The sequence below is a fragment of the Nocardioides sp. ChNu-153 genome, from assembly GCF_030466625.1.
Classification (GTDB): Bacteria; Actinomycetota; Actinomycetes; order Propionibacteriales; family Nocardioidaceae; genus Nocardioides.
Map to the genome: position 1 here is coordinate 20,800 of NZ_JADEVT010000006.1, position 25,918 is coordinate 46,717.

The window sequence follows — 25,918 nt, forward strand, 5'->3', positions numbered from 1 at the left end:
GTCAGAGCCCCTTCGGTCGGTAGGCGAGCTCGAGCAGACGGCCGACCCACTCGATGAGCAGGGCCAGCAGGGCGATGAGCAGCGCCCCCGTGATCATCAGCGAGAACCGGAACAGGGAGATGCCCGTCTGCAGCACCTCGCCCAGACCGCCGGCGTTGATGAAGCACGCCAGCGAGGCCGTGCCCGCGATGAGCACGAGCGCGGTGCGCACACCGGCCATGATGACCGGCACCGCGAGCGGCAGCTCGATCTTGCGGAGCGTCTCGAACGACGTCATGCCGACGCCGCGGGCGGCCTCGACCAGGGTCGGGTCGACGGCCTGGATGCCGGTGATCGTGTTGCGGAGCACGGGCAGGAGGCCGTAGAGGCTGAGGCCCAGGATCGCCGTCCAGAAGCCGCCGCCGAGCCAGAGGAACAGCAGGACGATGAGGCCGACGGCCGGGGCCGCCTGGCCGCCGTTCGCGATGCCGACCACCAGCGGTGCGGCGCGCCGTACCCGGCCGCGCGTGAGCGCGATCCCCAGCGGCAGCGCGACGGCCACGACGATGACGGCGGCGACGACCGTGAGCTGCACGTGGTCGACCAGCAGCCGGGTCAGCGTGCCCCAGCGCAGCTGCTGCGCCTCGACGGAGTCGAGCTCGGCGGTCTGGCGCCAGACGACGAAGCCGCCGAAGGCGACGGCGATGAGCAGCGGGGGGAGGACGAGCATCGTCACGGCCTCGCGCGTCACCGTCTTGCGGGCCATCCAGCCCCGCAGCCCCGTGGGGGGCGTGGCGGCGGTGTCGCGCCCGTCGAGGGGGGTGCCGGTCGTCGTCGTCACGAGACCGCCCCGTCGGCGCGCGCCTGCTGGGCCTCCTTGGCGGAGGCCTCCTGGGAGCGGATGTGGGTGGTGACCGACTCGAAGTCGACGACGCCGACGTAGGTGTCGCGGGAGTCCGTGACGATCGCGCCGGCGTGCGACGAGCTGAGCATCGTGTCGAGGGCGTCGTTGAGCGTGGCGCGCTGGTCGAGGGTGATGAGCTCGTCGCGACGGGCGATGTCGATGGAGCCGCCGCGGCGCAGGTTGCGCAGCCAGGGCCACGCGATGGGGCGGTTGCGGGCGTCGAGCACGACGATGCAGTCGTGGCCGGCGGCCTCGGCGCGTCGTACCGCCTCGGCGGCGTCGTCGCCCACCCGCGCGGTCGTCCACGGCAGCATCTGCAGCTCGTCCACGCGGGACAGGCTGAGCTGCTTGAGGGTGGAGCCCGCGCCCACGAAGTCGGCCACGAAGTCGTTGGCCGGGGCGGCCAGGACGTTCTCGGGGGTGTCGTACTGCTCGACGTGGGCGCCCTCGGACAGGATGAGGATGCGGTCGCCCAGCTTGATGGCCTCGTCGATGTCGTGGGTGACGCAGACGATGGTCTTGCCCAGCTCGCGCTGGATGCCGAGCATCTCGTCCTGCAGCCGCTGCCGGGTGATGGGGTCGACCGCGCCGAACGGCTCGTCCATCAGCACCACCGGCGGGTCGGCCGCGAGCCCGCGGGCCACGCCGACGCGCTGCTGCTGGCCTCCGGAGAGCTCGCGGGGGTAGCGGTCGCGGTAGCGCCCGGGCTCGAGCCCGACGAGGTCGAGCAGCTCCTCCACGCGGTCGGCCGTGCGCTGCTTCGACCACTTCAGCAGCTTGGGGACGACGGCGATGTTGTCGGCCACCGTCAGGTGCGGGAAGAGGCTGCCGCCCTGGATGACGTAGCCGATCGTGCGGCGCAGCTCGTCGGCGTCGCGGCCGCGCACGTCCTCGCCGCCGATCGTGATGGTGCCGGAGGTGGGCTCGATGAGCCGGTTGATCATCTTCAGCGACGTCGTCTTGCCGCAGCCGGAGGGCCCGATGAACATCACCACCTCACCGGCCGGGACCGTCAGCGACAGGCTCTCGACGGCGGCGGACTTCTGTCCGGGGTACTTCTTGACGACGTCGCGCAGCTGGATCTCGACGCCGCTGATGTGGCGGTCGGGCGCAGCCGCGCTGCTGTGGTCGGTGGCGCTCGTGCTGGTGGCGCCGGCCGGCCTCTCGATGCTCTCGGTCATGCGACCCGGACTCCCTTCGAGATGGTGAGCCGCCCGAGGACGAGCAGCAGGAGGTCGGCGACGAGGGCGACGGCGATGATGCCGATCGTGCCCACGAGCGCGTAGTTGAGGGCGTTCGCGCCGCCCGTCTGCGTCAGGCCGCGCCAGATGTAGGAGCCGAGGCCGGGGCCGAGGACGTACGCCGCGATGGCGGCGATGCCCATCGACATCTGCATGGAGGTGCGGACGCCGGCCAGGATCACGGGCCAGGCGAGCGGGAGCTGCACCTTGAGGAGCACCCCGACCGGGCTCATGCCCATGCCGCGGGCCGACTCGAGGAGGGTGGGGTCGACCCCCGCCAGGCCGACGACCGCGTTGCGGAGCACGGGGAGCACGGCGTAGAAGACGACGCAGGTGAACGCCGTGACGGTGCCGAGGCTGGTCAGGGGGAGCAGCAGGCCGACCAGCGCGAACGCCGGCAGCGTGAGCCCGATCGCCGAGACGGCGTTGGCGATCGGCTCCAACGCCCGGAAGCGGTTGATGAGCACCGCGAGCAGCACGGCGACGAGCGTGGCGACGAGCACGCACTGGAACACCAGGTTCGCGTGCTGGAGCATGTCGTAGGCGATCTGTTGTCGACGCTCGGCGATGAACTCACCCATCGGCAACGCCCCTTCCGGCCGGTTCGTGCACGGATCCCGCCGCAGGGAGGAGCCCCTCCGACGGGCGGACCGCCGGGGGTCCCACGCGTAGCGCAGCGTGACACCCGGCGTGCGAACGCTGTTCGCTCGGCGCTCACCATAACGATGTCGGGCGCAGGGAGGGCGGAAGAAGGTGGCGCGCGCCACGCCGTACCCGGGTACGGTGCCCTCCGCGGGCCCGCCGGAGGCCCAGCATCGGGGGGACGACGCCGAGCTGGATCGACCGCTGGCAGGCGGTCGAGGGCGCCCCCGTTGAGGTCGTCCCCGCCCACGGCGAGGTCGTGGGGGGCGACCTCTTGTGGTGAGTCGCGGTAGGAGCGGTAGTGGATGACCACCGCTGCCACCGCGACCTGGCGGCGTCGCGGCGAGCCGCAGGCCGGGCGCATTGGCGTGGTTCTCGTTCGGTCGATTCCGCGGCGCAGGACCGGGAGGGCGTGTGAGGCTCGGACCGTGAACGACGCGAACCCCGCTCCCCGCGAGCTGCGCAGGGGAGCCAACGCAGCCCTCGACGACCTGGGTGCCGAGCTCGGCGGCCTGACGGTGTTCCTCGACAGCCGGGGCCGGGACGACGAGCCCGTCGACGCCGACGTGAGCGTCCTGCTCCTCGACAGCACCGGCAAGGTGCGCTCCGGCCGCGACTTCGTCTTCTACAACCAGCCGGTGGCCCTCAACGGCGCGGTGCACCTGCGGGACAAGGTGCGCCCGGAGCCGGGCACGGACGAGGCCCACCAGGGCTGGTCCTCGGACGTGGTGACCATCGAGCTCGACGACGTGCCGCAGGAGATCGAGCGGATCGTGGTCGCCGCGAGCCTCGATCCCGCGAGCGGTACGACGTTCGGTGACGCGGCCGGCGTACGGCTCCGGCTGCAACGCACCTCCGACGCGGCCGACCTGCTCGTCTACGACATCGACGACGCCACCGACGAGCTCGCGCTCGTCTTCGGCGAGTTCTACCGCCGCGAGGACAGCTGGAAGATCCGGGCGGTGGGCCGGGGGTACGTCGAGGGGCTGGCATCGCTGGTGACCGAGCACGGCGTGGACGTGTCCGAGGAGCCGGACACCGACGACGCCGCCGCGGGCCCGTCGGTAGCAGCGGACCCCGGCGCCCCGGCAGTGACCGGAGGGGCAGCCGAGGGGTCGGACACGGCCGGCTACGCCTCGCCGACCTTCACCGTCGAGACCGCCGCTCCTCCTCTCGACCCAGCCGCCGTCGTCGCGGCGGAGGACGACGCCGGAGCGCCGCCGACACTCGCCGAGGAGTCGGCCGCGGCAGCCGACGATGACCCCGCAGCACCGCCGGCCCCGGTGAAGCGGTCCGTCTCGGTGCGACGCCCCACCCGCGCCCCGCGCCTGCCCGCCGACTGGGACGCCTCGATCCCGGCCGAGGACGGCAACGACTGGCAGCCCGCACGGCTCTTCCCCGTCGCGGGCATCGGCAGCGGCGAGGAGCAGGAGCGTCGCGCCACGTCGGCGCTGCTGGCGGTGATGAGCACCGTGCGGGAGTTCGGGGCCGCGTTGACGGCCCGCTGCGGTGCACCCCGCGGCACCGTCAGCACCTTCATCGAGGTGCCCTTCGGCCAGGACGAGGAGGCGTACCGGCCCGACGGGGTCATCCAGGTGCGGCGCGGGCGGAAGGAGTGGACGGCCCTCGTCGAGGTGAAGACGTCCACGGGGCGCCTCAACGTCGAGCAGATCGACAAGTACGTCGAGATCGCCCGCAGCCGTGGGTACGACGCGGTCATCACCATCAGCAACGAGCTCGCCGGCGGGGACGCCGAGCACCCGGTCGCCATCGACCGACGCAAGCTGCGGAAGGTCTCGCTGCACCACCTGTCGTGGGACCAGATCCGGGCCGAGGCCGTCCTGGCTGCTCGGCACCGTGGCGTCGCGGACGCGACGCAGGCGAAGGTGCTCGACGAGTTCATCCGCTACATGAACCACGCCCGCTCGGGGATGGGCGGGCTCGGCGACATGGGGCCGAGCTGGGTCAAGGTCCGCGAGGCGGTCAAGGCCAAGACGGCGCGCGCCTCCGACAAGGCCACGGGTGAGGTCAGCGCCCGCTTCGACGAGCTGGTCCAGCACCTGGGGCACCACATGACTGGGCTGCTCGGGGTGGAGGTGCAGTCCCTCCCGCCGCGCGAGACCCCGGACCACGCGAGCCGCCGCCATCAGCTCGCGGACTCCGGCCTGCTGTTCGGCCGCCTCAAGGTGCCGGGGGCGGTGGACGTGCTGGTCGTCGGCGCGGACCTGCGCTCGGACAAGGCCATGGCGTCGATCACCGTCCCCGCTCCGCGCGGCGACACGCGCCCGCTGACCCGGGTCCAGTGGCTGCTCCGCCAGCTGCCGGAGCACGCGAAGGAGTCGATCCGGGTGGAGGCCCACCTCGCAGGGCCGCGGGGCGCGTCGACCGCCGCGCTGCTGGGCGGCGCCCGCCAGAACCCGTCGTGCCTGGTCCCGGAGGAGCAGCGGGAGATCAAGGCGTTCACCGTCTCCCTCGACCTGGCGCTCGGCAGCAAGCGCGCAGCCGGCACTGGCACCTTGATCGGCTCGGTCAAGGCTGTCACGACCACCTTCTACGCCGACGTGGTGCAGCACTTGCGTCCCTGGGTGCCGAAGGGCTGATCCCAGCCGGGGTGAAGGCCCCGGCCACCCGTCGTACCGGGTGATCGCGGTTGGCCGCACCGGGTCGCGGGGGGGGGGGGGGGGGTGTGTTTTTTTTATTCCCCCCCCCCCCCCCCCCCGACCCGAGGGCGAGGCCTCAGGCGCGCCGGCGCGCCAGGAACGTCGAGTCGTGCACGTCGTGGGTGACGCCCTCGCGCTCCATCGTGCGCGGGCGCTGCTCGACGACGACCGCGTCGAAACCGTCGGGCAGGGCGGGCACGAGCTCGTTGGCATCCCACATGGCGCGGCGGCGGGTCTCGCTCAGCTGGGTGAACAGTGGCGAGGGCGCGTGGCCGACGACGAGGAGGTGGCCGCCGGGGGCGACGGCCTCGGCCAGCCGGCCGACGACCTCGACGATGCGCCCGTCCGGCGGGTGGAGGAAGTGGGTCGTGACGAGGTCGAACTGACGCCCGCCCGCCTCGAACGTGCGCGCGTCGACCTGCCACCAGTCGGTCCGCTCGGCCACGCCGACCTGCTCGGCGTGCCGGGCGGCGCGAGCCAGGCCGTTGGCGGAGAAGTCCGCACCCGTCACCGTCCACCCCTGCTGGGCGAGCCAGATGACGTCCCCGCCCTCGCCGCAGCCGACGTCGAGCGCGGTGCCGGGCGGCAGCTTCGAGGCCTCGGCGACGAGCTGGGCGTTGGGCCGGCCGCTCCAGATCGTCTCCTCGCCGGTGTAGCGCTCCTCCCAGCCCGCGGGCTCGAACCACTGGTCCTCGCGCTCGTCGTGCTGGTGGCCGTGTTCCTGACCGTCCCGGTGGTCGTGCTGGTGGTCGTGGTCGCTCATGCGGTGCCTTCCTCCTGGCGCGCGTCGGACCTGCGATCACGACGCACGACTGCGTGTGCCTCCAGGCTCCGCGCACCACACCGGATTGACAAGTTCTGTTGCCGAAACGGCAAACTGGCCGGGTGGACGAGTACGCCGAGGTGCTGGACGGGGTCGGGCCGCGCCTGCGGGCGCTCCGGCTGACGAGGGGCACGACCCTGACCGAGCTGGCTGAGCAGACGGGCATCTCGGTGAGCACGCTCTCGCGCCTCGAGTCGGGCCAGCGCCGCCCCACGCTGGAGCTGCTGCTGCCCCTCGCCCGCGCCCACGGGCAGTCCCTCGACGACCTGGTCGACGCGCCGGAGACGGGCGACCCCCGCGTGCGGGCCAAGCCGATCGTCCGCCACGGCCGCACCTTCGTGCCCCTGACCCGGCGCCCAGGCGGGCTCCAGGCCTTCAAGATGATCGTGCCGCCGAACGATCCGCCCCCGCCGTACGAGCCGCGGGTGCACGAGGGCTACGAGTGGATCTACGTCCTGTCGGGCCGGCTGCACCTCGTGCTGGGGGAGCGCGAGATCGACCTGGGGCCGGGGGAGGTCGTCGAGTTCGACACCCGCACTCCGCACGTCGTGGCGAACCGCGGGCGTGAGCCGGTCGAGGTGCTGGCGTTGTTCGGGCCGCAGGGCGAGCGGATGCACGTGCGCCGCGGCGGTTGACGGGCCCGGCGGTGCGGGGGCAGCCCCCGGGAACGACGAAGGAGAGGGGCGTGCCCCTCTCCTTCTCCAAGGTATAGAGCACCAGGGGGCTTGCCGCAAGACCCCCGTGGTGGTCCAGAGTCGCCCGCCGTGACGAGCACACGCCCCTCCGCCTTCGCCCTGCCGGACCACCTCGCGGCCAAGGCCGCACCCGCCCTCGTCGACGACGACGAGTGCTTCCTCGCCCGCCTCGCCGACGCCCTGCAGCGCTCCGTCGACGACGTCTCCGCTCGGCTCGACGCGACCCTCGCCGAGGCCGGCGGCACCGGCCAGGAGGCGATGGACCGCGACCTCGAGGTGCACCGGCTCTCGAGCCGGCTGCGCACCCTGCGCCGCTACGGCCTCGACCTCTGCCTGGGCCGCGCGGTACCCGCGGACGGGTCCGCCCCGACGTACGTCGGGAGGGTCGGGGTCAGCGACGGCGCCGGCGAGCGCCTGCTCGTCGACTGGCGCTCGCCGGCGGCCGAGCCGTTCTTCGGCGCCACCCACGCCGACCCCCGCGGCCTCGTCAGTCGGCGCCGCTACCGCTGGACGGACGGTCGCGTCACCGACTACTGGGACGAGGTCTTCGACCCCGCGGCGTACGCCGGGCACGCCGCCCTCGACGACCAGTCCGCGTTCGTCGCCAGCCTCGGCAGCAGCCGCTCGGCGCGCATGCGCGACGTGCTCGCGACCCTCCAGGCCGACCAGGACGCCATCGTCCGCGCGGGGTCGCGCGGCGTGCTCGTCGTCGACGGCGGCCCGGGCACGGGCAAGACGGTCGTGGCGCTGCACCGCACGGCGTACCTCCTCCATGCCGACCCGCGCCTGGACCACCGCCGGGGCGGCGTGCTGTTCGTCGGACCGCACCAGCCCTACCTGGCCTACGTCGCCGACGTCCTCCCGAGCCTGGGGGAGGAGGGCGTGCGCACCTGCACGCTCCGCGACCTCGTGCCCGAGGGGGCCCATGCGGCCGAGGAGCGCGACCCGCAGGTGGCCCGGCTCAAGTCCGACGCTGCGATGGTCGACGCGATCGAGCCCGCCGTGGCGCTCTACGAGGAACCCCCGACCACCGGCATGGACGTCGAGACGCCGTGGGCGGACACCTGGCTGAGCGCCGCCGAGTGGGCCGAGGCGTTCTCCTCGCCCGACCCCGGCACGCCGCACAACGACGCCCGCGACCAGGTCTGGGAGGCGCTGCTGGCGATCCTCGTCGACAAGCACGACACCGGCCACGACGCCGAGGGGGTGGAGCCGGAGCAGGTACGGCGCGCGCTGGCCGCGAACGGCGCCCTCCGCGAGGCGTTCGACCGGGCCTGGCCGCTGCTCGAGGCGACGGACGTCGTCGGCGATCTCTGGACGGTGCCGGCCTACCTGCGGCGGTGCGCCCCCTGGCTCACCCCCGAGGAGGTCCGCGCCCTGCAGCGCCGCGACCCCGAGGCGTGGACGGTCGTCGACCTGCCGCTGCTCGACGCGGCCCGGCTGCGGCTCGGCGACCCTGAGGCGTCGCGGCGGCGGCGGCGGGCGTCGGTCGCGGCGACCGCCGAGCGCGCGCGGATGGCCCACGTCGTCGACCACCTCGTGGCGACCGACGACACCGAGATGGCGGTCATGTCGATGCTGCGGGGCGACGACCTCCAGGGCGCGCTGGTGCCCGGTGCCGACCCGGGCACGGTTCCCGCCACGGAGACGCACGACCGGCTCGCCGGGCCGTTCGCCCACGTCGTGGTGGACGAGGCGCAGGAGCTGACCGACGCCGAGTGGCAGGTGGTGCTGCATCGGTGCCCGACCCGCAGCCTCACGGTCGTCGGGGACCGGGCGCAGGCGCGGCACGGGTTCACCGGCACGTGGGAGGAGCGGCTCGCGCGCGTGGGGTTCGACCAGGTCACGGTGGCGTCGCTGACCGTCAACTACCGCACCCCGGCGGAGGTGATGGCCGAGGCCGAGCCGGTCATCCGCGCGGTGCTCCCGGACGCCAACGTGCCGACCTCGGTGCGCCGCACCGGCGTGCCGGTGCACCACGGCGGGCTCGACGAGCTGCGTCCCCTCCTCGACGCGTGGCTCGCGGAGCACGCCGAGGGCACCGCGTGCGTCGTGGCCGCGGGCACGCTCGACCCGGACGCCGTCCCCGCCTCGCCCCGGGTCCGGGTGCTCACCCCGGCGCTCGTGAAGGGGCTGGAGTTCGACCTCGTCGTGCTCCTGCGGCCCGACGAGCTGGGTGACCCGGGCGACCCGGTCGCGGCGGCCGTCGACCGCTACGTCGCGATGACCCGGGCGACGCAGCGGCTCGTCGTCCTCGCGTGAGCTGAGTCGGCGCACTCACGCGCCGGGGCCCGGCCCCGCCGAGACTGCACGAGGGGTCGTCGACCGCACGGCCGCGAGGGGTGGGGGACATGTCGCGTTCGCAGGGGTCCGTCCAGGTGGTGGCCGTGCTGGTCGCCCTCGTGGTGCTCGTCGTGGTGGTGCTGGTGGTGCTCCTCATGGGCGGGGAGGAGGCCGGCCGGGAGGACGACGTCGCGGTGGATCCCGCCGCCTCGTCCGCCACCTCGTCCGCCACCTCGTCCGCCACGTCACCGTCCGCCGACCTCCCCGTGCCGGAACCCCCGCGCCGGGGGGTCGGGCTGGACCTCGCGCCGAGCCCGGTGCGCGGGGGCCTCTTCGAGCCCGGCCGTTCGCCGGTGGTGGGGCCCCTGCCCGGGGTGACGGTGGACGACGCGGTCGGGCGCTTCGTGGAGTGCGCGGGCTGGCTGCTGTCGTCGCAGGACGTCCGCGACGACCCGTCGGTCGCGCGGGCCGCGTTCCCCCTGCTGCTGCCGAGCGACCTCGGGCACCTCGCCGCCAGCGGCGACGACGCCCTGCGCGTGGACTTCCGCGGCGGCGCCTACCGGCTCTACGGCCACAGCGGGAGCGCCGAGGCGCCGGACACGGTGATGCTGCAGTCGGTCGCCCAGGTCACGGGCGGCGACGGACGCGTCCGGTGGGTGCGGATCGTGGGCATGATGGCGGCCGACGGCGACGCCTGGACCCCGCAGGGGATCCGCGCCGAGGAGGTCGTGCAGCCCACCTCGCCGGAGCTCGCCGTCGCCGACCTCCCGCGCAGCGAGGCGGTGCGGCTGCTGGGTGACGACGGCGTCGGCTGGCACGCGTTCGCGTCGTGACCGGGGGCGCGCCAGCGCAGTATTGAACGTGTTCAGAAATGGTGTACGGTCACGACCAAGAAGTTGAACACGTTCAACACTGACTCCGGAGGATCCTCGTGGACTGGACCGTCACCACCTACCTCGGCTACCTGGCCATCGCCATCCCGCTCACCGTGTGGGTCGCCCGCACGCTCTTCACCAACGGCACCGTCTTCCTGACCGACGTCTTCGAGGGCCGCCACGAGCTCGCCGCGGCGGTGAACCGGTTGCTCGTCGTCGGCTTCTACCTGCTCAACGTCGGGTTCGTCCTCCTCTTCCTGCGGGTGGGCGACCCGGTGCTCGACGCCAGCGGGATGCTCGAGGTGCTGAGCGTGAAGCTGGGCGTCGTGATGCTGGTGCTGGGCGGCGTCCACCTGGCCAACGTGCTGGTCTTCAACTCCATCCGCCGCCGTCACCACTACGAGCAGGGACAGCGCCCGCCGGTGGCGCCGCAGGGTGTCCTCGGCGCCGGATCCCGGGGCCCCGCGGCCCCCGCCGGCCCGGCCGCCCCGGCCGACCCTGGTGCGCTCCAGCCGTTCCCGGCGCCGGGCCGGTGACGGGCCGTGCGGCTCACGCTGCTGTACGACGCGGACTGCCGTCTGTGCGTCCCGTTCGCAGGCTGGGTGGCGCGGCAGGACCTGCTGGTCCCGCTCGAGCTGGTGCCGTGCGGGTCGGCGGAGGCCCGGGCCCGCTTCCCCGGCCTCGACCACGCCGCGACGCGGGCGACGGTGACGGTGGTCGGGGACGGGGGAGAGGTGTGGACCCACGACGCCGCCTGGGTGGTCGTGCTCTGGGCCACCAGTCGGCACCGGGTGCTCGCCCACCGGCTGAGCGGCTCGGCCGCCGGGCGGGGACTGGCGCGGGGCGCGGCGTACTCGGCCGCCGGCCTGCGTCACCTCCTCGGCCCCGGGCCGGGGGCGACGCCGGGCGCGGGCGGGGGCGCAGGGTGGGATCGGGACGATGACTACGCTGGCCGCTGTGCCGACGCCTGCTCCCCGAACCGCCAAGGCTGAGGCGACGCGCGCCACGATCGTCGCCGCCGCGATGCGCCTGTTCCGCGAGGGCGGGTACGACGCGACGACGATGCGTGCGGTCGCCGACGAGGCCGGGATGTCGCTGGGCAGCGCGTACTACTACTTCGCCTCCAAGGAGCACCTGGTCCAGGGGTTCTACGACCAGCTGTCGGCCGAGCACGAGGCGGCCGTCGCCGAGGTGCTCGCCGCCGAGACGGGGTTCGTGGAGCGCTACTCCGGTGTGCTGCTGCGCTGGATCGACCTGGCGGCGCCGTACCACGAGTTCGCGGCCACCTTCTTCAAGAACGCCGCCGACCCCCGCAGCCCCCTCTCGCCGTTCTCGCCCGAGTCGCAGGCGGCGCGCGAGACGTCGGTGGGCATCCAGCGCGAGGTGCTGGCCGGGTCGGACCTCAAGCTGCCCGCCGCGCTGCGCGAGGAGATGCCCGAGCTGCTCTGGCTCCTGCAGATGGGGGTGGTGCTGTTCTGGGTCTACGACTCCTCCGAGGACCAGCAGCGCACCCGCGCGCTGGTGCGGGGCGTCGTACCCCTCGTGGACCGGCTGGCGCGCCTGACCCGCCTGCCGGTCGTGCGGGGCATCGCGGGCGACATCGCGACGCTGGTGCGGTCCCTGCGCGGCTGACGGTCAACGCGGCGCCGATTGGGCACCGGGGGGCGGAGTGCGTGAGCGCTCGCCGCCGATCCCCCGGAGGACCCATGGACTGGACCGCCACGACCCACCTCGTCTACCTGGCCGTCGCGCTGCCCGTGACCGTGTGGGTGGCGAGGACGCTGCTGGTGAACGGCACGGCATTCCTCACCGACGTCTACGAGGGGCGGGCGCAGTTGGCGGGGTCGGTCAACCGCCTCATGGTGGTCGGGTTCTACCTGCTCAACATCGGCTTCGTGCTGCTCCTCGTCCGGGTGGGCGGTGAGGTGCGCGGGTTCGCCGACATGCTCGAGACCCTCAGCGGCAAGCTGGGCGTGGTGCTCCTCGTGCTCGGGGTGGTGCACCTCGCGAACGTCCACACCTTCAACTCGATCCGCAAGCGTCGCAACGAGGAGCGGGTACGGCGCGCCGAGGCCGCCCCGTGGCGCGCCGGTTCCGCCGTCGAGGAGGCGGTGGACCAGGCGGTGGCCGACCGGGTCGCGGCCGAGCGCCCGGTCACCGACCGCGGCCGGGTCGACGACGGCTACGACCCGTTCCCTGCGCGGGGCCGCTGAGCCTCACGCCTCCGCGGTGACCGTGCCCGCCGCGACCCGTCCCAGCTCCCGGGCGTGCACGTCGGCGCTGTCGATGAGCGGGACCGGGCTGTCGTCGGGACCGACCAGCAGGCCGATCTCCGTGCAGGCCAGGACGACCGCGTCGGCGCCGCGCTCCGCGAGGCGGGCGATCACCTCGACGTACCGCTCCCGCGAGGCGGGGTCCACGACCCCCTGCGTCAGCTCGTCGAAGATCACGGCGTCGACCAGCGCGCGGTCCGCCGCGTCGGGGACGACCGTGGCGATGCCGTGGCCGGCCAGCCGCTCGGCGTAGAACGGCTCCTCCATCACCCAGCGGGTGCCGAGCACACCGAGGGTCCCCCAGCGGTGCCGCGCCGACTCGGCCGCGACCGCGTCCCCGATGTGGAGCAGCGGCACGTCGAGGGCGGCCTCCACCTGCGGCGCGACCTTATGCATGAGGTTCGTGCAGATCGCGACGGTCGTGGCGCCGGCCGCGACGCACCGCCGACTCGCCTCGACGAGGAGGGCGGCGGCCCCGTCCCAGTCCCCGGCCTCCTGGAGGGCCCGCACCTCGGCGAAGTCGAGGGACTGCAGCGCGATGCGCGCCGACGCGTGCCCCCCGCGGGCGGCGGCCACCGCCTCGTTGACGGTGCGGTAGTAGGTCGCGGTCGAGTGCCAGCTCATGCCGCCGATCAGTCCGATGGTCTCCATACAGCCCATCGTCGGGCCCCGTTCGGTTCCCAGGTAGACGGGACTTCCCGTCACCTGCTCGTAGCGGATCTAATGGCCCGGTGGATCCCCGCCGCGTCCTGCTCTTCCGCACCGTCGCCCGGGCCGGCTCCTTGAGCGCGGCTGCGCGCGAGCTCGGCACGACCCAGTCGGCCGTCAGCCAGCAGTTGCGCGCCCTGGAGCGCGAGGCGGGCGGGGCACTGCTCGTGCGCACGGCGCGCGGCACCACGCCGACCGAGGCGGGCGCGGCGCTCCTGGCCCGCGCGGACGCCGTCCACGCCGCCCTGCACCAGGCGCAGGAGGAGCTCGGGGCGCTCGCCGACCTGCGAGCCGGGACCGTGCGGCTCGCCGCCTTCCCCTCGGCGGCGGCCACCCTGGTGCCCGCGGTCGTCCGGGCGCTGCAGGGCGACCATCCCGGCCTGCGGGTCACGCTGGTCGAGTCCGAGCCGCCGGAGGCGTGGGCCGCCGTGCTCGCCGGCGACGCCGACGTCGCCCTCGTCTTCGGGTACGACGGGCCGCCCGCCGACGACGGCGCGCTCGCCTGGGTGCCGCTCGGCGTCGAGCCGCTGCACCTCGTGCTGCCGCCTGGTGCCGCAGCGCCCGGCGCGCCCGGCGGGGAGGGCTCCGCCGTACCGGGGGCATGGCTGGCCGAGCAGGACTGGGTGGCCGGGTGCGAGCGCTGCCGCGGCCACCTGCTCGAGCGGTGCCGGGCCGCGGGGTTCGAGCCGCGGCTGGTCCACGAGAGCGACGACTACGTGGTGGTGCAGAACCTCGTGGCCCACGGCTTGGGGGTGACGGTGCTGCCGCAGCTCGCGCTGACGGCGTTCCGTCATCCCGAGGTCGAGGCGCGTCGCGCGCCCGCCTTCGGCGAGCGGCACGTCGGGTTGGTGCACCGTCCCGGCGCGGAGGACGTGCCCGCGGTGCGGGCGGTGATGGAGCGGCTGGTCGGGCGCGCCGGGACGGTGCTGGGGGTCAGATGACGCCGAGTGCGAGCACTGCGTCGGCGACCTGCGTGAAGCCGGCGATGTTGGCCCCCACGGAGTAGTTGCCGGGCTGGCCGTACTCGTCGGCGGTCGTCAGGCACCGGTGGTGGATGTTGCGCATGATCTCGGCGAGCCGCTCCTCGGTGTGCTCGAAGGACCAGGAGTCGCGCGAGGCGTTCTGCTGCATCTCCAGCGCGCTGGTGGCGACGCCGCCCGCGTTGGCGGCCTTGCCGGGCGCGAAGGAGACGCCGGCGTCGCTGAAGGTGCGCACGGCCTCCGGGGTGCACGGCATGTTCGCGCCCTCGGCCACCACCTGGCAGCCGTTGCGGACGAGAGCCGCGGCGTCGTTGCCGTTCAGCTCGTTCTGCGTCGCGCACGGCAGCGCCACGTCGCACGGCACCTGCCACACCGAGCCGCCCTCGACGTACGACGCGCGCGGCCGCTCGTCGGCGTACACGGCGATGCGGGAGCGGCGCCGCTCCTTGATGTCCTTGACCAGCGCGAGGTCGACGCCGTCGGGGTCCACGACGTACCCGCCGGAGTCGGAGCAGGCGACCACGACGGCGCCGAGCTGCTGCAGCTTCTCGATCGCGTAGATGGCGACGTTGCCCGAGCCGGAGACGACCACCTTCTTGCCGTCGAGGCTGTCGCCGCGGCTGCGGAGGATCTCGTCGACGAAGAACACGGTGCCGTAGCCGGTGGCCTCGGTCCGGACCAGCGAGCCGCCCCAGCCGATGCCCTTGCCGGTCAGCACGCCGGACTCGTAGCGGTTGGTGATCCGCTTGTACTGCCCGAAGAGGTAGCCGATCTCGCGGCCGCCGACGCCGATGTCGCCGGCGGGGACGTCGGTGTACTCCCCGATGTGGCGGTAGAGCTCCGTCATGAACGACTGGCAGAAGCGCATCACCTCGGCGTCGGAGCGACCCTTGGGGTCGAAGTCCGAGCCGCCCTTGCCGCCGCCGATGGGCAGGCCGGTCAGCGCGTTCTTGAAGATCTGCTCGAAGCCGAGGAACTTCACGATGCCCAGGTAGACCGTCGGGTGGAAGCGCAGGCCGCCCTTGTAGGGGCCGAGAGCCGAGTTGAACTCGACGCGGAAGCCGCGGTTGATCTGCACCTGGCCGCTGTCGTCGACCCACGGGACGCGGAAGATGATCTGCCGCTCGGGCTCGCACAGCCGCGGGATGATCGCGGCGTCGGCGTACTCCGGGTGCTTGGCGACGACCGGCCCGAGGGAGTCCAGCACCTCGTGCACGGCCTGGTGGAACTCGTCCTCACCGGGGTTGCGGCGCAGCACCTCCTCGAACATGGGCTGCAGCTTCTCGTCGAGCATCGACATGGGGGCTCCTCCGTGGGACGGCGCTCGGGGCGCTCGTCGTGGTCAGGACGTGTTACACGCCCGAAACAATAGGAGTCTTCCGCCCCGACGGCAGCCGCGGGTGGGCCCGGCGCTAGGAGCTCAGGCGGGCGCGGGGGTCCTCGGCCGGGGCGGAGACGTGGCGCCGGCCGCCCGTGGGACCGCTGATCTCGGCCCAGACCTCGTCGAGGGAGAGACCGAGGACGTCCGCGATGGCCGCGACGGTGGGGAACGCGGGGGTCGCCACCCGGCCCGACTCGATCTTGCGCAGCGTCTCGGGGGACACGCCTGCGCTGAGCGCGGTCTCGAGCATCGGGCGCTCGCCGCGGGCGCGGCGGATGAGGGCGCCGAGGCGTCGACCGCGCTCGACCTCGGCGGGGGAGAGCGGGAGCCGGACCATGGGCCGATAGTAGTACCGGGATAACATTACCGGGATAGTCATCCCATCCCGGACGGAGTCCTGCTCGTGATCGAGATCCTCAGCCCCGCGAAGATCGCCCAGGCCCGGGTGTCGGGCGCCCTGGTCGGCGAGATCCTGCACACCCTGCGGCGCCGAGCCACGGTCGGCACGAACCTCCTCGAGATCGACCGCTGGGCCGCCGAGATGATCAGCGACGCCGGGGCGGAGTCCTGCTACGTCGACTACGCGCCGTCCTTCGGCCGGGGCCCGTTCGGCCACCACGTCTGCACCGCGGTCAATGACGCCGTGCTGCACGGCCGACCGCACGACCGGGCGCTGGCCGACGGCGACCTGGTGACCCTCGACCTCGCCCTGCTGACGGGCGGTGTCGCCGCCGACGCCGCGATCAGCTTCGTCGTGGGGCCGACGCGGCCCGCGGAGAGCGTCGCGCTGATCGAGGTCACCGAGCGGGCGCTGGCCGCGGCCATCGCCGTGGCCCGTCCCGGCGCCCGCACCGGTGACCTCTCCCACGCGATCGGCACGGTCCTGACCGACGCGGGCTACCCCGTCAACACCGAGTTCGGCGGTCACGGCATCGGCTCGACGATGCACCAGGACCCCCACGTCGCGAACGTCGGACGGCCCGGCCGGGGCTACGACCTGCGCCCCGGCCTGATGCTCGCGCTGGAGCCGTGGGTCATGGCCGACACCGACCGGCTCGTCACGGACGCCGACGGCTGGACGCTGCGCAGCGCGACCGGGTGCCGCACGGCCCACTCCGAGCACACCGTCGTCATCACCGCCGACGGGGCGGAGGTGCTCACCGCCGCTCCGGCGGCCTGACGCCGGCGCGCAGCGCGTTGGCCAGCCGCGCCCGGGCCTCCTGCTGCTGGCCGGCGTTGCGCGGCGACGGGTGGGGGACGCCGAGCACCCGCGGCACCCGGTCCGGGGGGTCCAGGGTGAGGTGGCGCATGACACCGGTGAGTGCCGGCGTACCGACCGCGACGACGAGCTCCAGGGCGGGGAGCAGGTCGAGGAGGGCCGCCAGTGCCGGCCGGGCCTCGTCGAGGTCGCGGACCCGGGGCGGGCGGCGATGGCCGGCGCCGTCGTGCAGGGGCCAGGGGACGACGTTCCAGCGGACGTAGGCGGAGCGGTCGAGACCGGAGGCGGCGCGGGCGGCGCGGAGGGCCGCGGCCGTGGGGTCGGTGTTGTCCTCGGTGCTGAACCCCAGGTCGCCCGCCGCGACCGTGCGCGGGCCCGGCGTCTCCATGAGCACCAGGACGTGCGCCGTGGTGCCACCCCCGTCGGGGTCGAACCACGGGACGAAGCGATGGCCCTCGCCCTGGGTGCGCAGCGAGCGGGCCAGGTCGTTGAGCGGAGCCACGTGCGGCTCGTCGACGCGGGTACGCCGCACGCGGGCAGCCTCGTCCGCGGGGCTCGGCGACGGTGCCACCGCGCCACCGTAGCGACCGGCGGTGCGCCGCTGACAGCGTGGCCGACCTGCGCGTCGGTGCGGAGAGGGGGATCGACGGGCCCTGCCTCCCGCCCGCGGATTGCTGGACGGTGGTGCCACGGCACGATCCCGACCCACCGACCCAGGAGCACCCCATGGCCCGCACGCCCGACCTCCACGTTCCCGACCTCACCGGCAGGCGCGTCGTCCTGCCCGTGCGCTTCCGCGCCAGGGGCGAGGTCGCCGCATGAGGACCGCTTCCCCCGCGCGGGGGACGGACCGGTGGGCCCGGCGCCTGCTGCGCGTCGGACTGGTCGGCGCCGCGGCCTGCACCGTCGTCGTGGCCACCGCCAACGTGGTGGTGGCGGCCCGCGCGAGTGACCACGTGACCCGGGAGCTCGGCGCCGTCGAGCCGGCCCAGGTGGCGATCGTGCCGGGGTCGTTCGTGCACCCCGACGGCTCGCTGGGGCGGGTCGTGGGGGAGCGCGTCGCCGGGGCGGTCGCGCTGCACGAGGCGGGTGCGGTCGACAAGGTGCTGGTCTCGGGGGACAACGGCTCGCCGAACTACAACGAGCCCGCGCGATGCGCGACGCCGTGCTGGCGGCGGGCGTGCCCGCCGAGGACGTCTTCGTCGACTACGCCGGGTTCAGCACGTGGCACACCATGCGGCGTGCCCACGACGTGTTCGGCGTCGAGAGCGCGGTCGTCGTCACCCAGGACACCTACGCGGTGCGCGCCGTCGACCTCGGCACCGCGGCGGGGATCGAGGTCCAGGGGTACGTCGCCGGCGACGCCGGGCGGCACGTCCGGGAGACCCTGGCCCGGGTCCGCGGTCTGGGCGAGGCGACGTGGCGGCCATCGGTCACCGGCGGCCCCGCGATCCCGATCGACGGCGACGGACGTGCCTCGTGGTCGGAGGGCCCGTGAGGCGCCCTCCCCTGGGGCGCCGTTCCGTGAGGCGCCGTCCCGTGCTGGGGGCGGCGGTCGCTGCCGTCGTCGTGCTGGCGGGCTGCTCCGCCCAGGACGGTTCGGCGGGCGCCGGACGCACGCCGGGCGCCGAAGCGTCGTCGTACTCCCCGGGTGGGGCGGCCGGTGCCGCCGGACCGGGGGCGGAGGTGAGCCCCCCGGCCCCGGGGACCTCGGTCCTCGGCCTGGCGGAGCAGACGCACGAGGGCGACCGGCTGCGTCTCGGCGCCGTGCGGGAGCGGACGGCCGACGCGACGTCGTACGACGTCACCTACCGCAGCCGCAGCACGACGCCCGGTGGCGTCGTCGAGGGGTACACGATCTCGGGGGTGCTCGACGTGCCGCGGGGTGGGGGCCCGTTCCCGGCGGTGGTGCTGGCGCACGGCTACATCGACCCCGACGTCTACGTGCGGGGGCAGGGGATGACCCGGGAGCGCAGCCGCCTGGCGGCGCAGGGGTACGTCGCGCTCCACGTCGACTACCGCAGCCACGCCGAGTCCGACGACGACCCGGACCACCGCCGCGAGCTGCTCCTCGGCTACAGCGCAGACGTGGTCAACGCCGTCAAGGCCCTGCAGGCCTCCGACGACGTGCCGGTCGTGGACGACCGGATCGCGCTGCTCGGCCGCTCGATGGGCGGCGGGGTGGTGCTCAAGGCGCTCGTCGCCGAGCCCGGGCTGGTGCGGGCCGCGGCGCTCTGGGCGTCGGTGTCGTCGCTCGAGGCGGAGAACTTCGCGCAGTTCCGGGGCGACGCCCCCGCCGACGACCCCGAGGTGGCGGAGCTGGCTCGCCGAGGGGCGCTCCCTGCGGACGACCCGGCGTGGTGGGAGCAGAACTCGTCGCGCCCCTACCTCGACCGGATCACCGAGCCGGTCCTGGTGGTCCACGGCCGGCACGACGACCAGTGCCCGCCCCGGTGGGCGGACGCGACGCAGGACGCGCTGGTCGCCGCCGGCGTCGACTCCCGCCTGCGGTGGTACGACGACGCCCACGCCTTCGGGCCGGCGTTCGACGCCGCGATGGACGACACCGTCGCGTTCCTCCGGGAGCAGGGCGTCTGAGGGAGGCGGCCGGCCCCGGCACGCGTGGGTCGGTGCGGGCGACCGCCGTACGAGGCCGTCGGGTGGGCCACCTAGGCTGAGGTGTCGACCGAGCGAGGAGGTTCCGAGGTGGACGCAGTCCTCGACCTGGCCCGGTCGTCGCTCGGGTCGCCCTGGCTCTACGTGGCGGTGCTCCTGCTGGTCGTCGTCGACTGCTTCCTGCCTGCCGTGCCGAGCGACGAGGTGATCATCGCGGTCGCGGCGCTGACCGTCGCCTCCGGCGACCCGTGGGCCCTCCTGGTGCTGCTGGCGGTGGCGGTGGTCGGCGCGCTGATCGGCGACAGCATCGGCTTCGCCATCGGGGGCAGGCTGCCCCGCGAACGCCTGCGGGAGCATCGGCGGTTCGCGAAGTTCATCGAGGCCGCGGACCGGCAGTTCGCCCGCCGCGGCGCGCGCATCGTGGTGACGGCCCGCTTCCTGCCGGTGATCCGCATCGGCGTCAACCTCGTCGCCGGAGGTGCGCTGCGCTATCGGGTGTGGCTGCCGCTCGCCCTGAGCGCCTGCCTGCTGTGGGGGAGCTTCACGGTCGGCGTCGGCGCCGTGGCCGGGTTCGGGCTGAGCGACCAGCCCTGGCTGGCGATGGGCGTCGGGATGGTGCTGGGCCTCTGCGCGGGGGTCGCGATCGACAAGGTCGCCTCGGCGCGGGAACGACGGCGGAGCCCGGAGGACCTCGTGCCTGCCAGCGCACCCAGCCCGTGACGGCGCCCGCCGTACCCCTCAGACGAGGTTCCGCACCCGGTCGGTCAGCTCGTCGCGCACGGCCTGGGTGACCGCGTCCTGCACGGCCTCGTTGAGGGCCTCGGCGTCGTCGAGGTCGGACAGGACTGCCCGTACGTCGAGCTCGTCGACCGCGCGGGTCAGGACGTCCTCGGTGGGCAGCGCGTCGTCGACCACGGAGTCGGGCACGAGGCGGATCGCGCCTTTCACGAACCGGTTGAGGTCGGAGCCCTCGAGGGCCTCGTCGACCAGCGAGGAGGACGGGGGCAGCGCGTCCTCGTCGGCGAGCTCGCCCACCGCGGCGCGCAGCCCGTCGCGGACCGCGTCGACCTGCGCGTCGGTGGGCTCCTCCTGCTGGGCGAGCTCGAGGGTGAGCGCCTCGCGGCTGACGTCGAGGGTGCACGCCGCGTCGTCGATGCCGCGCAGCACGAGCTGCTCGGTGAGCCCCTCGATGCCGTCGGCCTGCGAGGTGACCGCGCGGTCGGCGCAGGCGTCGGCCGGGCGCAGCGGCGCGAAGTCGCCGCCGCCGGCCGCGACCTGGGCGCCGACGACGCCGGCCACCAGGGCCAGCGCCAGCCCGGGCAGCACCCCGGCGCGCAGCCCGGCGCTCACACGAGGCTCCTGCGCGCCCGGGACCGGCGCGCGGCACCCGCGGCGGCCGTGAGCCCGACGGAGAGCAGCGCCAGCGCCGCGAGGCCCGCGCCGACGAGGTAGGAGTCGCGGAACGCCAGCGACACCGACCGGTCGAGCTGGTCGTCGAGGCCGCGCTCGAGGTCGGCGACCGCGGCCTCGTCCTCGGCCCGTACGTCGAGCTCGGCGAACGCCCCGTCCAGCTCCGGCACCTGCCCGCGCTGGTCGGTGAGGTGGGAGCCGAGGGCCCGGGCGACGGAGATCTTGTCGTCGGGCTGCAGCGGCGCGTCGAGCACCAGCGCGGCGATGGCCTCGGTCGCGGGCTCCTCGGCGTCGAGGAGGTCGGCGGTGAAGACCGGCGTCAGCACCGCCAGCCCCACCACGACGCCGAGGTGGCGGGCGCTGATGGTCCAGGCGGCGTGCCGGGCGCGAGGGAGCCGGTCCTCCATGGCGCGGTGGGTGAGCTCGTCGACGCTGAGCCCGAGGCCGAGGCCGACGAGGGCCTGCGGGGCGACGGTCCACCACAGGTCGGCCGACGGCGGGAGCGCGAGACCGACGAGACCGCCGGCGACGAGCACGCAGCCCGCAGCCAGCTCGAGGTCGGGCGTGGTGCGCAGCAGCCGCGCCAGGGGTTGGGCCGCGAGCGCCGCGACGGGGATGACGGACACAGTGAGCGCGGCGGTGGCGGGCGAGTGGCGCCACCCCTCCACCAGCAGCAGCACGAGCAGGAAGAGCGCGGCGGTCAGCGCGGCGGAGAGCAGGGCGAGCGTGACGTTGTGGCCGATGACGGGCCGGTGGCTGACGGCCGGCTCCGGGACGGCCTGGCCCTGGTGCCGGGTGCGTACGGCGAGCGCCGCCGGCACCGCGAGCGCCGCGAACGGCACCTGGGCGATGAAGATCGCCTGCCACGAGATGGCCTCGGTCAGCAGGCCACCGGCGACGGGGCCCGCCGCCGTACCGACGACCCCGGCGGTGACCCAAGCCGCCACGCCGCGGCGCTCGCCGGAGCGGGCGACGAGCAGCTCCAGCGCCCCGACGAGCGCGAACGCCCCGCCGACCGCCTGCAGGCAGCGGGCCGCGATGAGCACCTCGATCGTGGGGGCGGCGGCGCACCACGCCGAGGCGCCGGCGAAGACGGCGATGCCGGCGGCGGCGAGGATGCGCGGGCGGACCCGCAACGGCCGCAGGGCGGCCGGTACGGCGAGCACCCCCAGCACGAGGTTGTAGGAGATGAGCACCCACGCGACCTCGGTGACCGACGCGTCGAGCTGCTCGAGCATCTCGGGTAGCGCGAGGGTGACGATCGCCGAGTCGGCCAGCACGAGCCCGACCGTTACGGTCAGCAGCAGGCCCACGAGTCGGTGCACCGGGTCATCGTCGCACCGGGGTGGGTGGGTAAGTGCGGTCGACTCTCGCGCCGTCCGGGTCAGTGTGCGTTCAGGCGGGTTCGGCGGCGGGATAGGGGTCGGCGAAGCGGTTGAGCGCGTCCAGGTAGCGTCCGCCGACCTCGATGCGCGTGATGTCGCGGTGACGCCAGCGCTCCGTCTCGGGTGCCCACACTCCGTCACGACCGACGAAGTGCAGCGTGAGCCGCTTCTTCCCGAGCTTGACGAGCCGGCCGATCGCGAGCGGCTCGTCGCGCAGCGTCTCCATGCGAATGGCGAAGATGTCCGCCTTGAAGGCGGCTGCGTTGAGCATGTCGATCAACCCGGCCTCGGGCGGGCACTCGAACGTGGCGACCGTCGAGCCGAGGCCGTTGATCGCTCGGTGGTGGTAAGGGTCGTCGTCGCGGAACCAGACGCGCGAGACGTCGCTGAGACGCAGCATCACGAGGTCGTCGAGGTGCACGCCGTCGGCGAGCTCGTGGAGGACCACCCAGTCGTCTGTCAGGGTGACGACGAACCCGTCCGTCATGGTGAGCTCGAAGTCGTCTCGGACCACCGTGGCGATCCGCCCGTCGGTCAACGAGCTCTCGAGCCGGCGGCGGATCTTGCTCTGCTTCATGGCCCCGAGTCTGTAGGACAGCTCGTCGCAGCGCTGCCCGTTATCGGTCCGGTACGGGTTTGCTCGTCACAGATATTCCGCAGCCAAGCCGTGTCGAGACCAGCGGGTTCGAACGAACTTCAACGGCTGCGGACCTGCATCCCGTCCGCGTGATCCAGGTACATGGCCGACGGCGGAGAAGGCGAGTCCCAGACTGCTGCGTACGCCGCGCTGACAACGGGCCAGAGTTGCTCTCGACCGTCCTCGACGGACTCGATCTGTCGCGCGAGAGGTCCGAGGACGATGAACTCGTGGGGGATGACCCGGCCGGCGGTGTCGGCCCGGCCCTCGGGGTCGGGAAACCGAAGCGCCACGTTGGTTCCCTCGCGACGCCACGCCTCAGACTGATCGCGAAGAGCACCGAACGTACGTTCGTACATGGGCAGCGGGTCGCTCAGACCGGCGTCGAGCAAGAAGCGAAACACCCAGGATCGTCCCCGCGTCGCCCAGATGAGACGGGTGACGTGGGCGGACTGATCGCTCACTTTGCCTTCCGGATCACGTTGTCTGCGACACCCTGCTCGAGGTCGAGCTTGAGTTGGGTGAGCATGGCGCGCAGGTAGTCGTGCTGGGCGCGTGCTTGCTCGTTCATCTCACGCAACTTCGGCCCAGCGAGTTCCACGGCTTCGACCAGGATCGGGCCGAGCTTGGCGGCAACCTTCGTGGCCCTGCCGGCCTTGGGAAGTCTCGCGAGAGCCTTCTCCACCAGCACGAACCTTCCCCCGGTCAGTCCCGCTGCCAACAGTTCGGCGCCGTCGGCGAGCGAGTCGAGGACCTTCATGGGAATGGTGAGCCTCGACTGCCACTGGACGCGGCGCTCGAGCGGCAGCAGCGAAGCGACGGGGAGGACGAGGTCGACGCCGACGCGCCGGGTGAGGTCGATCTCGACAGGAGAACCGGCGTCGGCCGTCAGCTCGAACTTCGCGGACGAGAGCAGCATGAAGTCATCGCCGATCGCAAGTGCGTCGGGTGTGTCAATCAACTGCTGGAGCGTCGTCCGAAGGTTCTCGACGTCTTCGGCCGCCTTGAGGATGACCAGATCGCGGAAGGCGTGCACGTCGATCTCCGGGAGCAGATCGGCCTTGGACAGGGAGAGGATCCAGATGCGCGGAAACTCGACCAGTCGCCCCTCGCCGGCCAGCAGCTCGTCCTTGAGCCTCAGCAGGTTCTGTCGGAAGTTGCCGAGCACCGACTTGAGGTAGCGCTCTTCCTGCCCGCGATAGTCGAGCAACTTCTGCCCGTCGATGAGCAGGAGGGCCACGTCGGACTTCAGGAGCGATCGGAACGTGTCCGTCCGGCGGTTCCGCTCCTCGTCGCTTGAGGGCTCGTCCTGGAACCAGTCACCTGGGTAGTCGTGCCACGCCAGCCGGAGGACGTCGAAGGGCCGCTTCTTGGCGGTGTCCAGGTCCGCGCCGCGGAGCTTCAACGAGAAGTAGTAGGTGGTATTGGCAAAACGAGTAGCCATGGGGGCGGTCCCGTTGTCCCGCATGCCGAGGTAGTTCTGGTAGAGCCGGTTTCCCTGGCCAGTGTCGTCTGCAATGAGGTCCCAGAGCTCGTTCTTGTAAGACCCCTCCTGGGTGGGCCCGAAGAAGGAAGAGACGAGCACTGTCTTGCCCGAGCCGCTCTCGCCGAACACTGCGACGTGTTGTTCCCGAATCCGGGGGTACTTCGCCATGTACGGAACCTAGCGCGGTGCGCCGACAGGGGTCGTGGGTTCGGGCATCCCGGTTGAGGTCCGCCGGTCCGCGCGGGCTCCGGCGCTTCCACCGCCTTTTCGAGCGGGGTCTGCTGGTGGGGATGATGCGGTCAGGCCGCGGCGTTCACCACGTCATGACCCAGCGCCCGCACCTCATCCCCGACGAGACCCACCCCATCACCGTCACGCCCACGGAGGGCCGGGTCGTGGTCACGCGCCACGGCCGCGTCATCGCCGAGACCGACAGCGCGCTGACTCTGCAGGAGGCGAGCTACCCGGCGGCGCAGTACGTCCCGCTCGCCGACGTCGACGCGTCGGTCCTCGAGCGGACGAGCCACGCGACGTACTGCCCCTACAAGGGCGAGGCCGGCTACTTCTCGCTCGTCGACGGTGACGACCGCGCGGAGAACGCGGTCTGGGGGTACGACGCGCCGTACGACGCCGTCGCACCCATCGCCGGCCACGTCGCGTTCTACCCGAACCAGGTGGAGATCAGCGTCGGCTGACCTGCGTGGTCACGCCCAGCGGGTCGCCGCCGACGCCGGCGTGCTGGTGAGCACCCGCACCGCCATCGACGTCGTCGCCTCGACGTTGAGGAACCCCACCACACGGCTGACCCGATCGACGTCGAGCGGCAGCAGCCCCGGCGTACCGGGCACGTCCGGCGTCAGCCCCAGGTCGAGGTCGTCGTGGCCGCGCATCATCGACACGTTGAAGTCGTAGCGCTCCCGGGCTCCTGACGCGGTGAGGTGCCGGACGACGCGCGTGCCCAGGCGGGGGCTCCCGTTGTCCACCGCCCACGAGTCGAGGGCCGCAGCGACCGTGCTGCCGTCGCCGTGCTCGACGTCGGCCCACACGGCCTGCATGGAGCCGGCCGCCTCCAGGAGGATGGCGGCGGTCTTCTCGCCGATCCCCGGTACGCCGGGGAGGTTGTCGCTGGCGTCGCCGCGCAGCGCGGCGTACGCGAGGTAGTTCTCGGCCGCGACGCCGTACATCGCGTGCAGCCGCCGCGGGTCGAGCAGCGGCGAGCCGTTGATGCCGCCGTCGATCAGCCGCAGCACCTTCGTGTGGTCGCTGATGTGGGCGAACGTGTCGCGGTCGGACGTGATGATGACGCAGTCCCACCCGTGCCGACCGGCCCACGCGGCCCCCGAGGCGCTGACGTCGTCGGCCTCGAGCCCGGGCGGGGTGAGCGTCGCCAAGCCGAGCGCGTCGAGCAGAGCGCCCGCCCGCTCGAGCTGCCCGATCAGCTCGGGGTGCTTCTCGGCACGGCCGGCCTTGTACGCCGGGTACGCGTCGCGCCGCACGGACGCGGTCCGGTCGTCCAGGCCGAAGAGCACCGCGTCCGGCGCGAACCGGTCGATGGACTCGATGATCTGGCGCAGCATCCCGTGCAGCGCCCAGACCGGTCGGCCCGCACGGTCGAGCGCCCGGGTGTGGGCACGCGCGTGGTGGTTGCGGTGCAGCAGCGACGGCGCGTCGACGACGAGGAGGAGCTTGCGGGGGGTGTCGTCGGTCGGGCTCATCGGGTG

Annotated in this window: 27 protein-coding genes and 1 pseudogene; 14 read left to right on the forward strand and 14 right to left on the reverse strand. The window is 73.5% G+C overall.

The window, feature by feature from the left end; genetic code table 11:
* Nucleotide 1: 1 nt before the first annotated feature.
* Genes INN71_RS09675 through INN71_RS09685 form a run of 3 tightly spaced genes read right to left on the reverse strand, consistent with a single transcriptional unit; the run spans nt 2 to nt 2,705 of the window.
* Entirely contained in the window at nt 2–820 is an 819-nt protein-coding gene (locus tag INN71_RS09675) for an ABC transporter permease (RefSeq protein WP_277498673.1), read from the reverse strand.
* Entirely contained in the window at nt 817–2,064 is a 1,248-nt protein-coding gene (locus tag INN71_RS09680) for an ABC transporter ATP-binding protein (RefSeq protein WP_277498674.1), read from the reverse strand. The genes INN71_RS09675 and INN71_RS09680 overlap by 4 nt, the downstream gene beginning before the upstream one ends.
* A complete protein-coding gene (locus tag INN71_RS09685; RefSeq protein WP_277498675.1) occupies nt 2,061–2,705 on the reverse strand; it encodes an ABC transporter permease in 645 nt (214 codons plus the stop codon). Before INN71_RS09685 ends, INN71_RS09680 begins: the two co-directional genes overlap by 4 nt.
* Nucleotides 2,706–3,194: 489 nt before the next feature.
* Between INN71_RS09685 and INN71_RS09690 the strand changes: the two genes are divergently transcribed.
* Nucleotides 3,195–5,366, forward strand: a complete 2,172-nt coding sequence (locus INN71_RS09690; RefSeq protein ID WP_277498676.1) for a TerD family protein — start codon at nt 3,195–3,197, stop codon at nt 5,364–5,366.
* Between the two features lie 136 nt (nt 5,367–5,502).
* Here INN71_RS09690 and INN71_RS09695 read toward each other — a convergent pair whose 3' ends face one another.
* Nucleotides 5,503–6,189, reverse strand: coding sequence for a bifunctional 2-polyprenyl-6-hydroxyphenol methylase/3-demethylubiquinol 3-O-methyltransferase UbiG (locus INN71_RS09695; protein ID WP_277498677.1), 687 nt, complete (start codon nt 6,187–6,189; stop codon nt 5,503–5,505).
* Nucleotides 6,190–6,311: 122 nt separating this feature from the next.
* Here INN71_RS09695 and INN71_RS09700 point away from each other — a divergent pair, with 122 nt between their 5' ends.
* The 7 genes from INN71_RS09700 to INN71_RS09730 all read left to right on the forward strand — a co-directional run bounded on the left by INN71_RS09700 (nt 6,312) and on the right by INN71_RS09730 (nt 12,315).
* Nucleotides 6,312–6,884: a helix-turn-helix transcriptional regulator gene (locus tag INN71_RS09700; RefSeq protein WP_277498678.1), complete on the forward strand. Its 573-nt coding sequence runs from the start codon at nt 6,312–6,314 to the stop codon at nt 6,882–6,884.
* Nucleotides 6,885–7,013: 129 nt separating this feature from the next.
* Nucleotides 7,014–9,206, forward strand: a complete 2,193-nt coding sequence (gene helR / locus INN71_RS09705) for an RNA polymerase recycling motor ATPase HelR (RefSeq protein WP_301800128.1) — start codon at nt 7,014–7,016, stop codon at nt 9,204–9,206.
* Nucleotides 9,207–9,295: 89 nt separating this feature from the next.
* Entirely contained in the window at nt 9,296–10,060 is a 765-nt protein-coding gene (locus INN71_RS09710; RefSeq protein ID WP_277498680.1) for a hypothetical protein, read from the forward strand.
* A 98-nt stretch (nt 10,061–10,158) separates the two neighbouring features.
* The gene (locus INN71_RS09715; RefSeq protein WP_277498681.1) at nt 10,159–10,638 is read left to right on the forward strand and encodes a hypothetical protein; all 480 of its coding nucleotides are present in this window, start codon (nt 10,159–10,161) and stop codon (nt 10,636–10,638) included.
* 6 nt (nt 10,639–10,644) lie between these two features.
* Nucleotides 10,645–11,094, forward strand: a complete 450-nt coding sequence (locus INN71_RS09720) for a thiol-disulfide oxidoreductase DCC family protein (protein WP_277498683.1) — start codon at nt 10,645–10,647, stop codon at nt 11,092–11,094.
* Entirely contained in the window at nt 11,060–11,734 is a 675-nt protein-coding gene (locus INN71_RS09725; protein WP_277498685.1) for a TetR/AcrR family transcriptional regulator, read from the forward strand. The genes INN71_RS09720 and INN71_RS09725 overlap by 35 nt, the downstream gene beginning before the upstream one ends.
* Nucleotides 11,735–11,808: 74 nt before the next feature.
* Complete coding sequence (locus INN71_RS09730; RefSeq protein WP_277498688.1) at nt 11,809–12,315, forward strand: hypothetical protein; 507 nt, start codon at nt 11,809–11,811, stop codon at nt 12,313–12,315.
* 3 nt (nt 12,316–12,318) lie between these two features.
* Here the strand turns inward: INN71_RS09730 and INN71_RS09735 are convergent, their stop codons facing one another.
* Entirely contained in the window at nt 12,319–13,026 is a 708-nt protein-coding gene (locus INN71_RS09735) for an aspartate/glutamate racemase family protein (protein ID WP_277498690.1), read from the reverse strand.
* Nucleotides 13,027–13,106: 80 nt separating this feature from the next.
* Between INN71_RS09735 and INN71_RS09740 the strand changes: the two genes are divergently transcribed.
* Nucleotides 13,107–14,024: a LysR family transcriptional regulator gene (locus INN71_RS09740; RefSeq protein WP_277498691.1), complete on the forward strand. Its 918-nt coding sequence runs from the start codon at nt 13,107–13,109 to the stop codon at nt 14,022–14,024.
* Here the strand turns inward: INN71_RS09740 and gdhA are convergent.
* On the reverse strand, nt 14,017–15,363 hold the full coding sequence (gdhA, locus tag INN71_RS09745) for an NADP-specific glutamate dehydrogenase (RefSeq protein ID WP_277498693.1): 1,347 nt from the start codon (nt 15,361–15,363) through the stop codon (nt 14,017–14,019). The genes INN71_RS09740 and gdhA overlap by 8 nt on opposite strands.
* Before the next feature lie 112 nt (nt 15,364–15,475).
* A complete protein-coding gene (locus INN71_RS09750; protein WP_277498694.1) occupies nt 15,476–15,781 on the reverse strand; it encodes a helix-turn-helix transcriptional regulator in 306 nt (101 codons plus the stop codon).
* 66 nt (nt 15,782–15,847) lie between these two features.
* On the opposite strand from INN71_RS09750, the gene map reads away from it, so the two are divergent.
* Nucleotides 15,848–16,624 carry a type I methionyl aminopeptidase gene (map, locus tag INN71_RS09755; RefSeq protein ID WP_277498695.1) on the forward strand — a complete coding sequence of 259 codons (777 nt, stop codon included), beginning with the start codon at nt 15,848–15,850 and terminating at the stop codon, nt 16,622–16,624.
* Here the strand turns inward: map and INN71_RS09760 are convergent.
* Nucleotides 16,602–17,234, reverse strand: a complete 633-nt coding sequence (locus INN71_RS09760; protein WP_277498696.1) for a uracil-DNA glycosylase family protein — start codon at nt 17,232–17,234, stop codon at nt 16,602–16,604. The two genes, map and INN71_RS09760, sit on opposite strands and share 23 nt — an antisense overlap.
* Before the next feature lie 555 nt (nt 17,235–17,789).
* Between INN71_RS09760 and INN71_RS09765 the strand changes: the two are divergent.
* The 3 genes and pseudogenes from INN71_RS09765 to INN71_RS09775 form a co-directional block, all read left to right on the forward strand.
* Nucleotides 17,790–18,161 (forward strand): annotated as a pseudogene (locus INN71_RS09765) (vancomycin high temperature exclusion protein); the annotation flags it as partial.
* Between the two features lie 26 nt (nt 18,162–18,187).
* Nucleotides 18,188–19,261, forward strand: coding sequence for a S9 family peptidase (locus INN71_RS09770; RefSeq protein ID WP_277498697.1), 1,074 nt, complete (start codon nt 18,188–18,190; stop codon nt 19,259–19,261).
* A 108-nt stretch (nt 19,262–19,369) separates the two neighbouring features.
* Nucleotides 19,370–19,999, forward strand: coding sequence for a DedA family protein (locus INN71_RS09775; RefSeq protein ID WP_277498699.1), 630 nt, complete (start codon nt 19,370–19,372; stop codon nt 19,997–19,999).
* An 18-nt stretch (nt 20,000–20,017) separates the two neighbouring features.
* Here INN71_RS09775 and INN71_RS09780 read toward each other — a convergent pair whose 3' ends face one another.
* The 5 genes from INN71_RS09780 to INN71_RS09800 all read right to left on the reverse strand — a co-directional run bounded on the left by INN71_RS09780 (nt 20,018) and on the right by INN71_RS09800 (nt 24,365).
* Nucleotides 20,018–20,629: a hypothetical protein gene (locus INN71_RS09780; RefSeq protein WP_277498700.1), complete on the reverse strand. Its 612-nt coding sequence runs from the start codon at nt 20,627–20,629 to the stop codon at nt 20,018–20,020.
* A complete protein-coding gene (locus tag INN71_RS09785) occupies nt 20,626–22,014 on the reverse strand; it encodes an MFS transporter (RefSeq protein WP_277498701.1) in 1,389 nt (462 codons plus the stop codon). The genes INN71_RS09780 and INN71_RS09785 overlap by 4 nt, the downstream gene beginning before the upstream one ends.
* Before the next feature lie 70 nt (nt 22,015–22,084).
* A complete protein-coding gene (locus INN71_RS09790) occupies nt 22,085–22,651 on the reverse strand; it encodes a hypothetical protein (protein WP_277498703.1) in 567 nt (188 codons plus the stop codon).
* A 119-nt stretch (nt 22,652–22,770) separates the two neighbouring features.
* Entirely contained in the window at nt 22,771–23,175 is a 405-nt protein-coding gene (locus tag INN71_RS09795; RefSeq protein WP_277498705.1) for a hypothetical protein, read from the reverse strand.
* Nucleotides 23,172–24,365 (reverse strand): hypothetical protein, encoded by a 1,194-nt coding sequence (locus INN71_RS09800; RefSeq protein ID WP_277498706.1) that lies wholly within the window; start codon nt 24,363–24,365, stop codon nt 23,172–23,174. The genes INN71_RS09795 and INN71_RS09800 overlap by 4 nt, the downstream gene beginning before the upstream one ends.
* A gap of 155 nt (nt 24,366–24,520) precedes the next feature.
* On the opposite strand from INN71_RS09800, the gene INN71_RS09805 reads away from it, so the two are divergent.
* Complete coding sequence (locus INN71_RS09805) at nt 24,521–24,892, forward strand: DUF427 domain-containing protein (protein WP_277498708.1); 372 nt, start codon at nt 24,521–24,523, stop codon at nt 24,890–24,892.
* A 9-nt stretch (nt 24,893–24,901) separates the two neighbouring features.
* Here the strand turns inward: INN71_RS09805 and INN71_RS09810 are convergent, their stop codons facing one another.
* Nucleotides 24,902–25,912, reverse strand: a complete 1,011-nt coding sequence (locus tag INN71_RS09810) for a 5'-3' exonuclease H3TH domain-containing protein (protein ID WP_277498710.1) — start codon at nt 25,910–25,912, stop codon at nt 24,902–24,904.
* Nucleotides 25,913–25,918 lie beyond the last annotated feature (6 nt).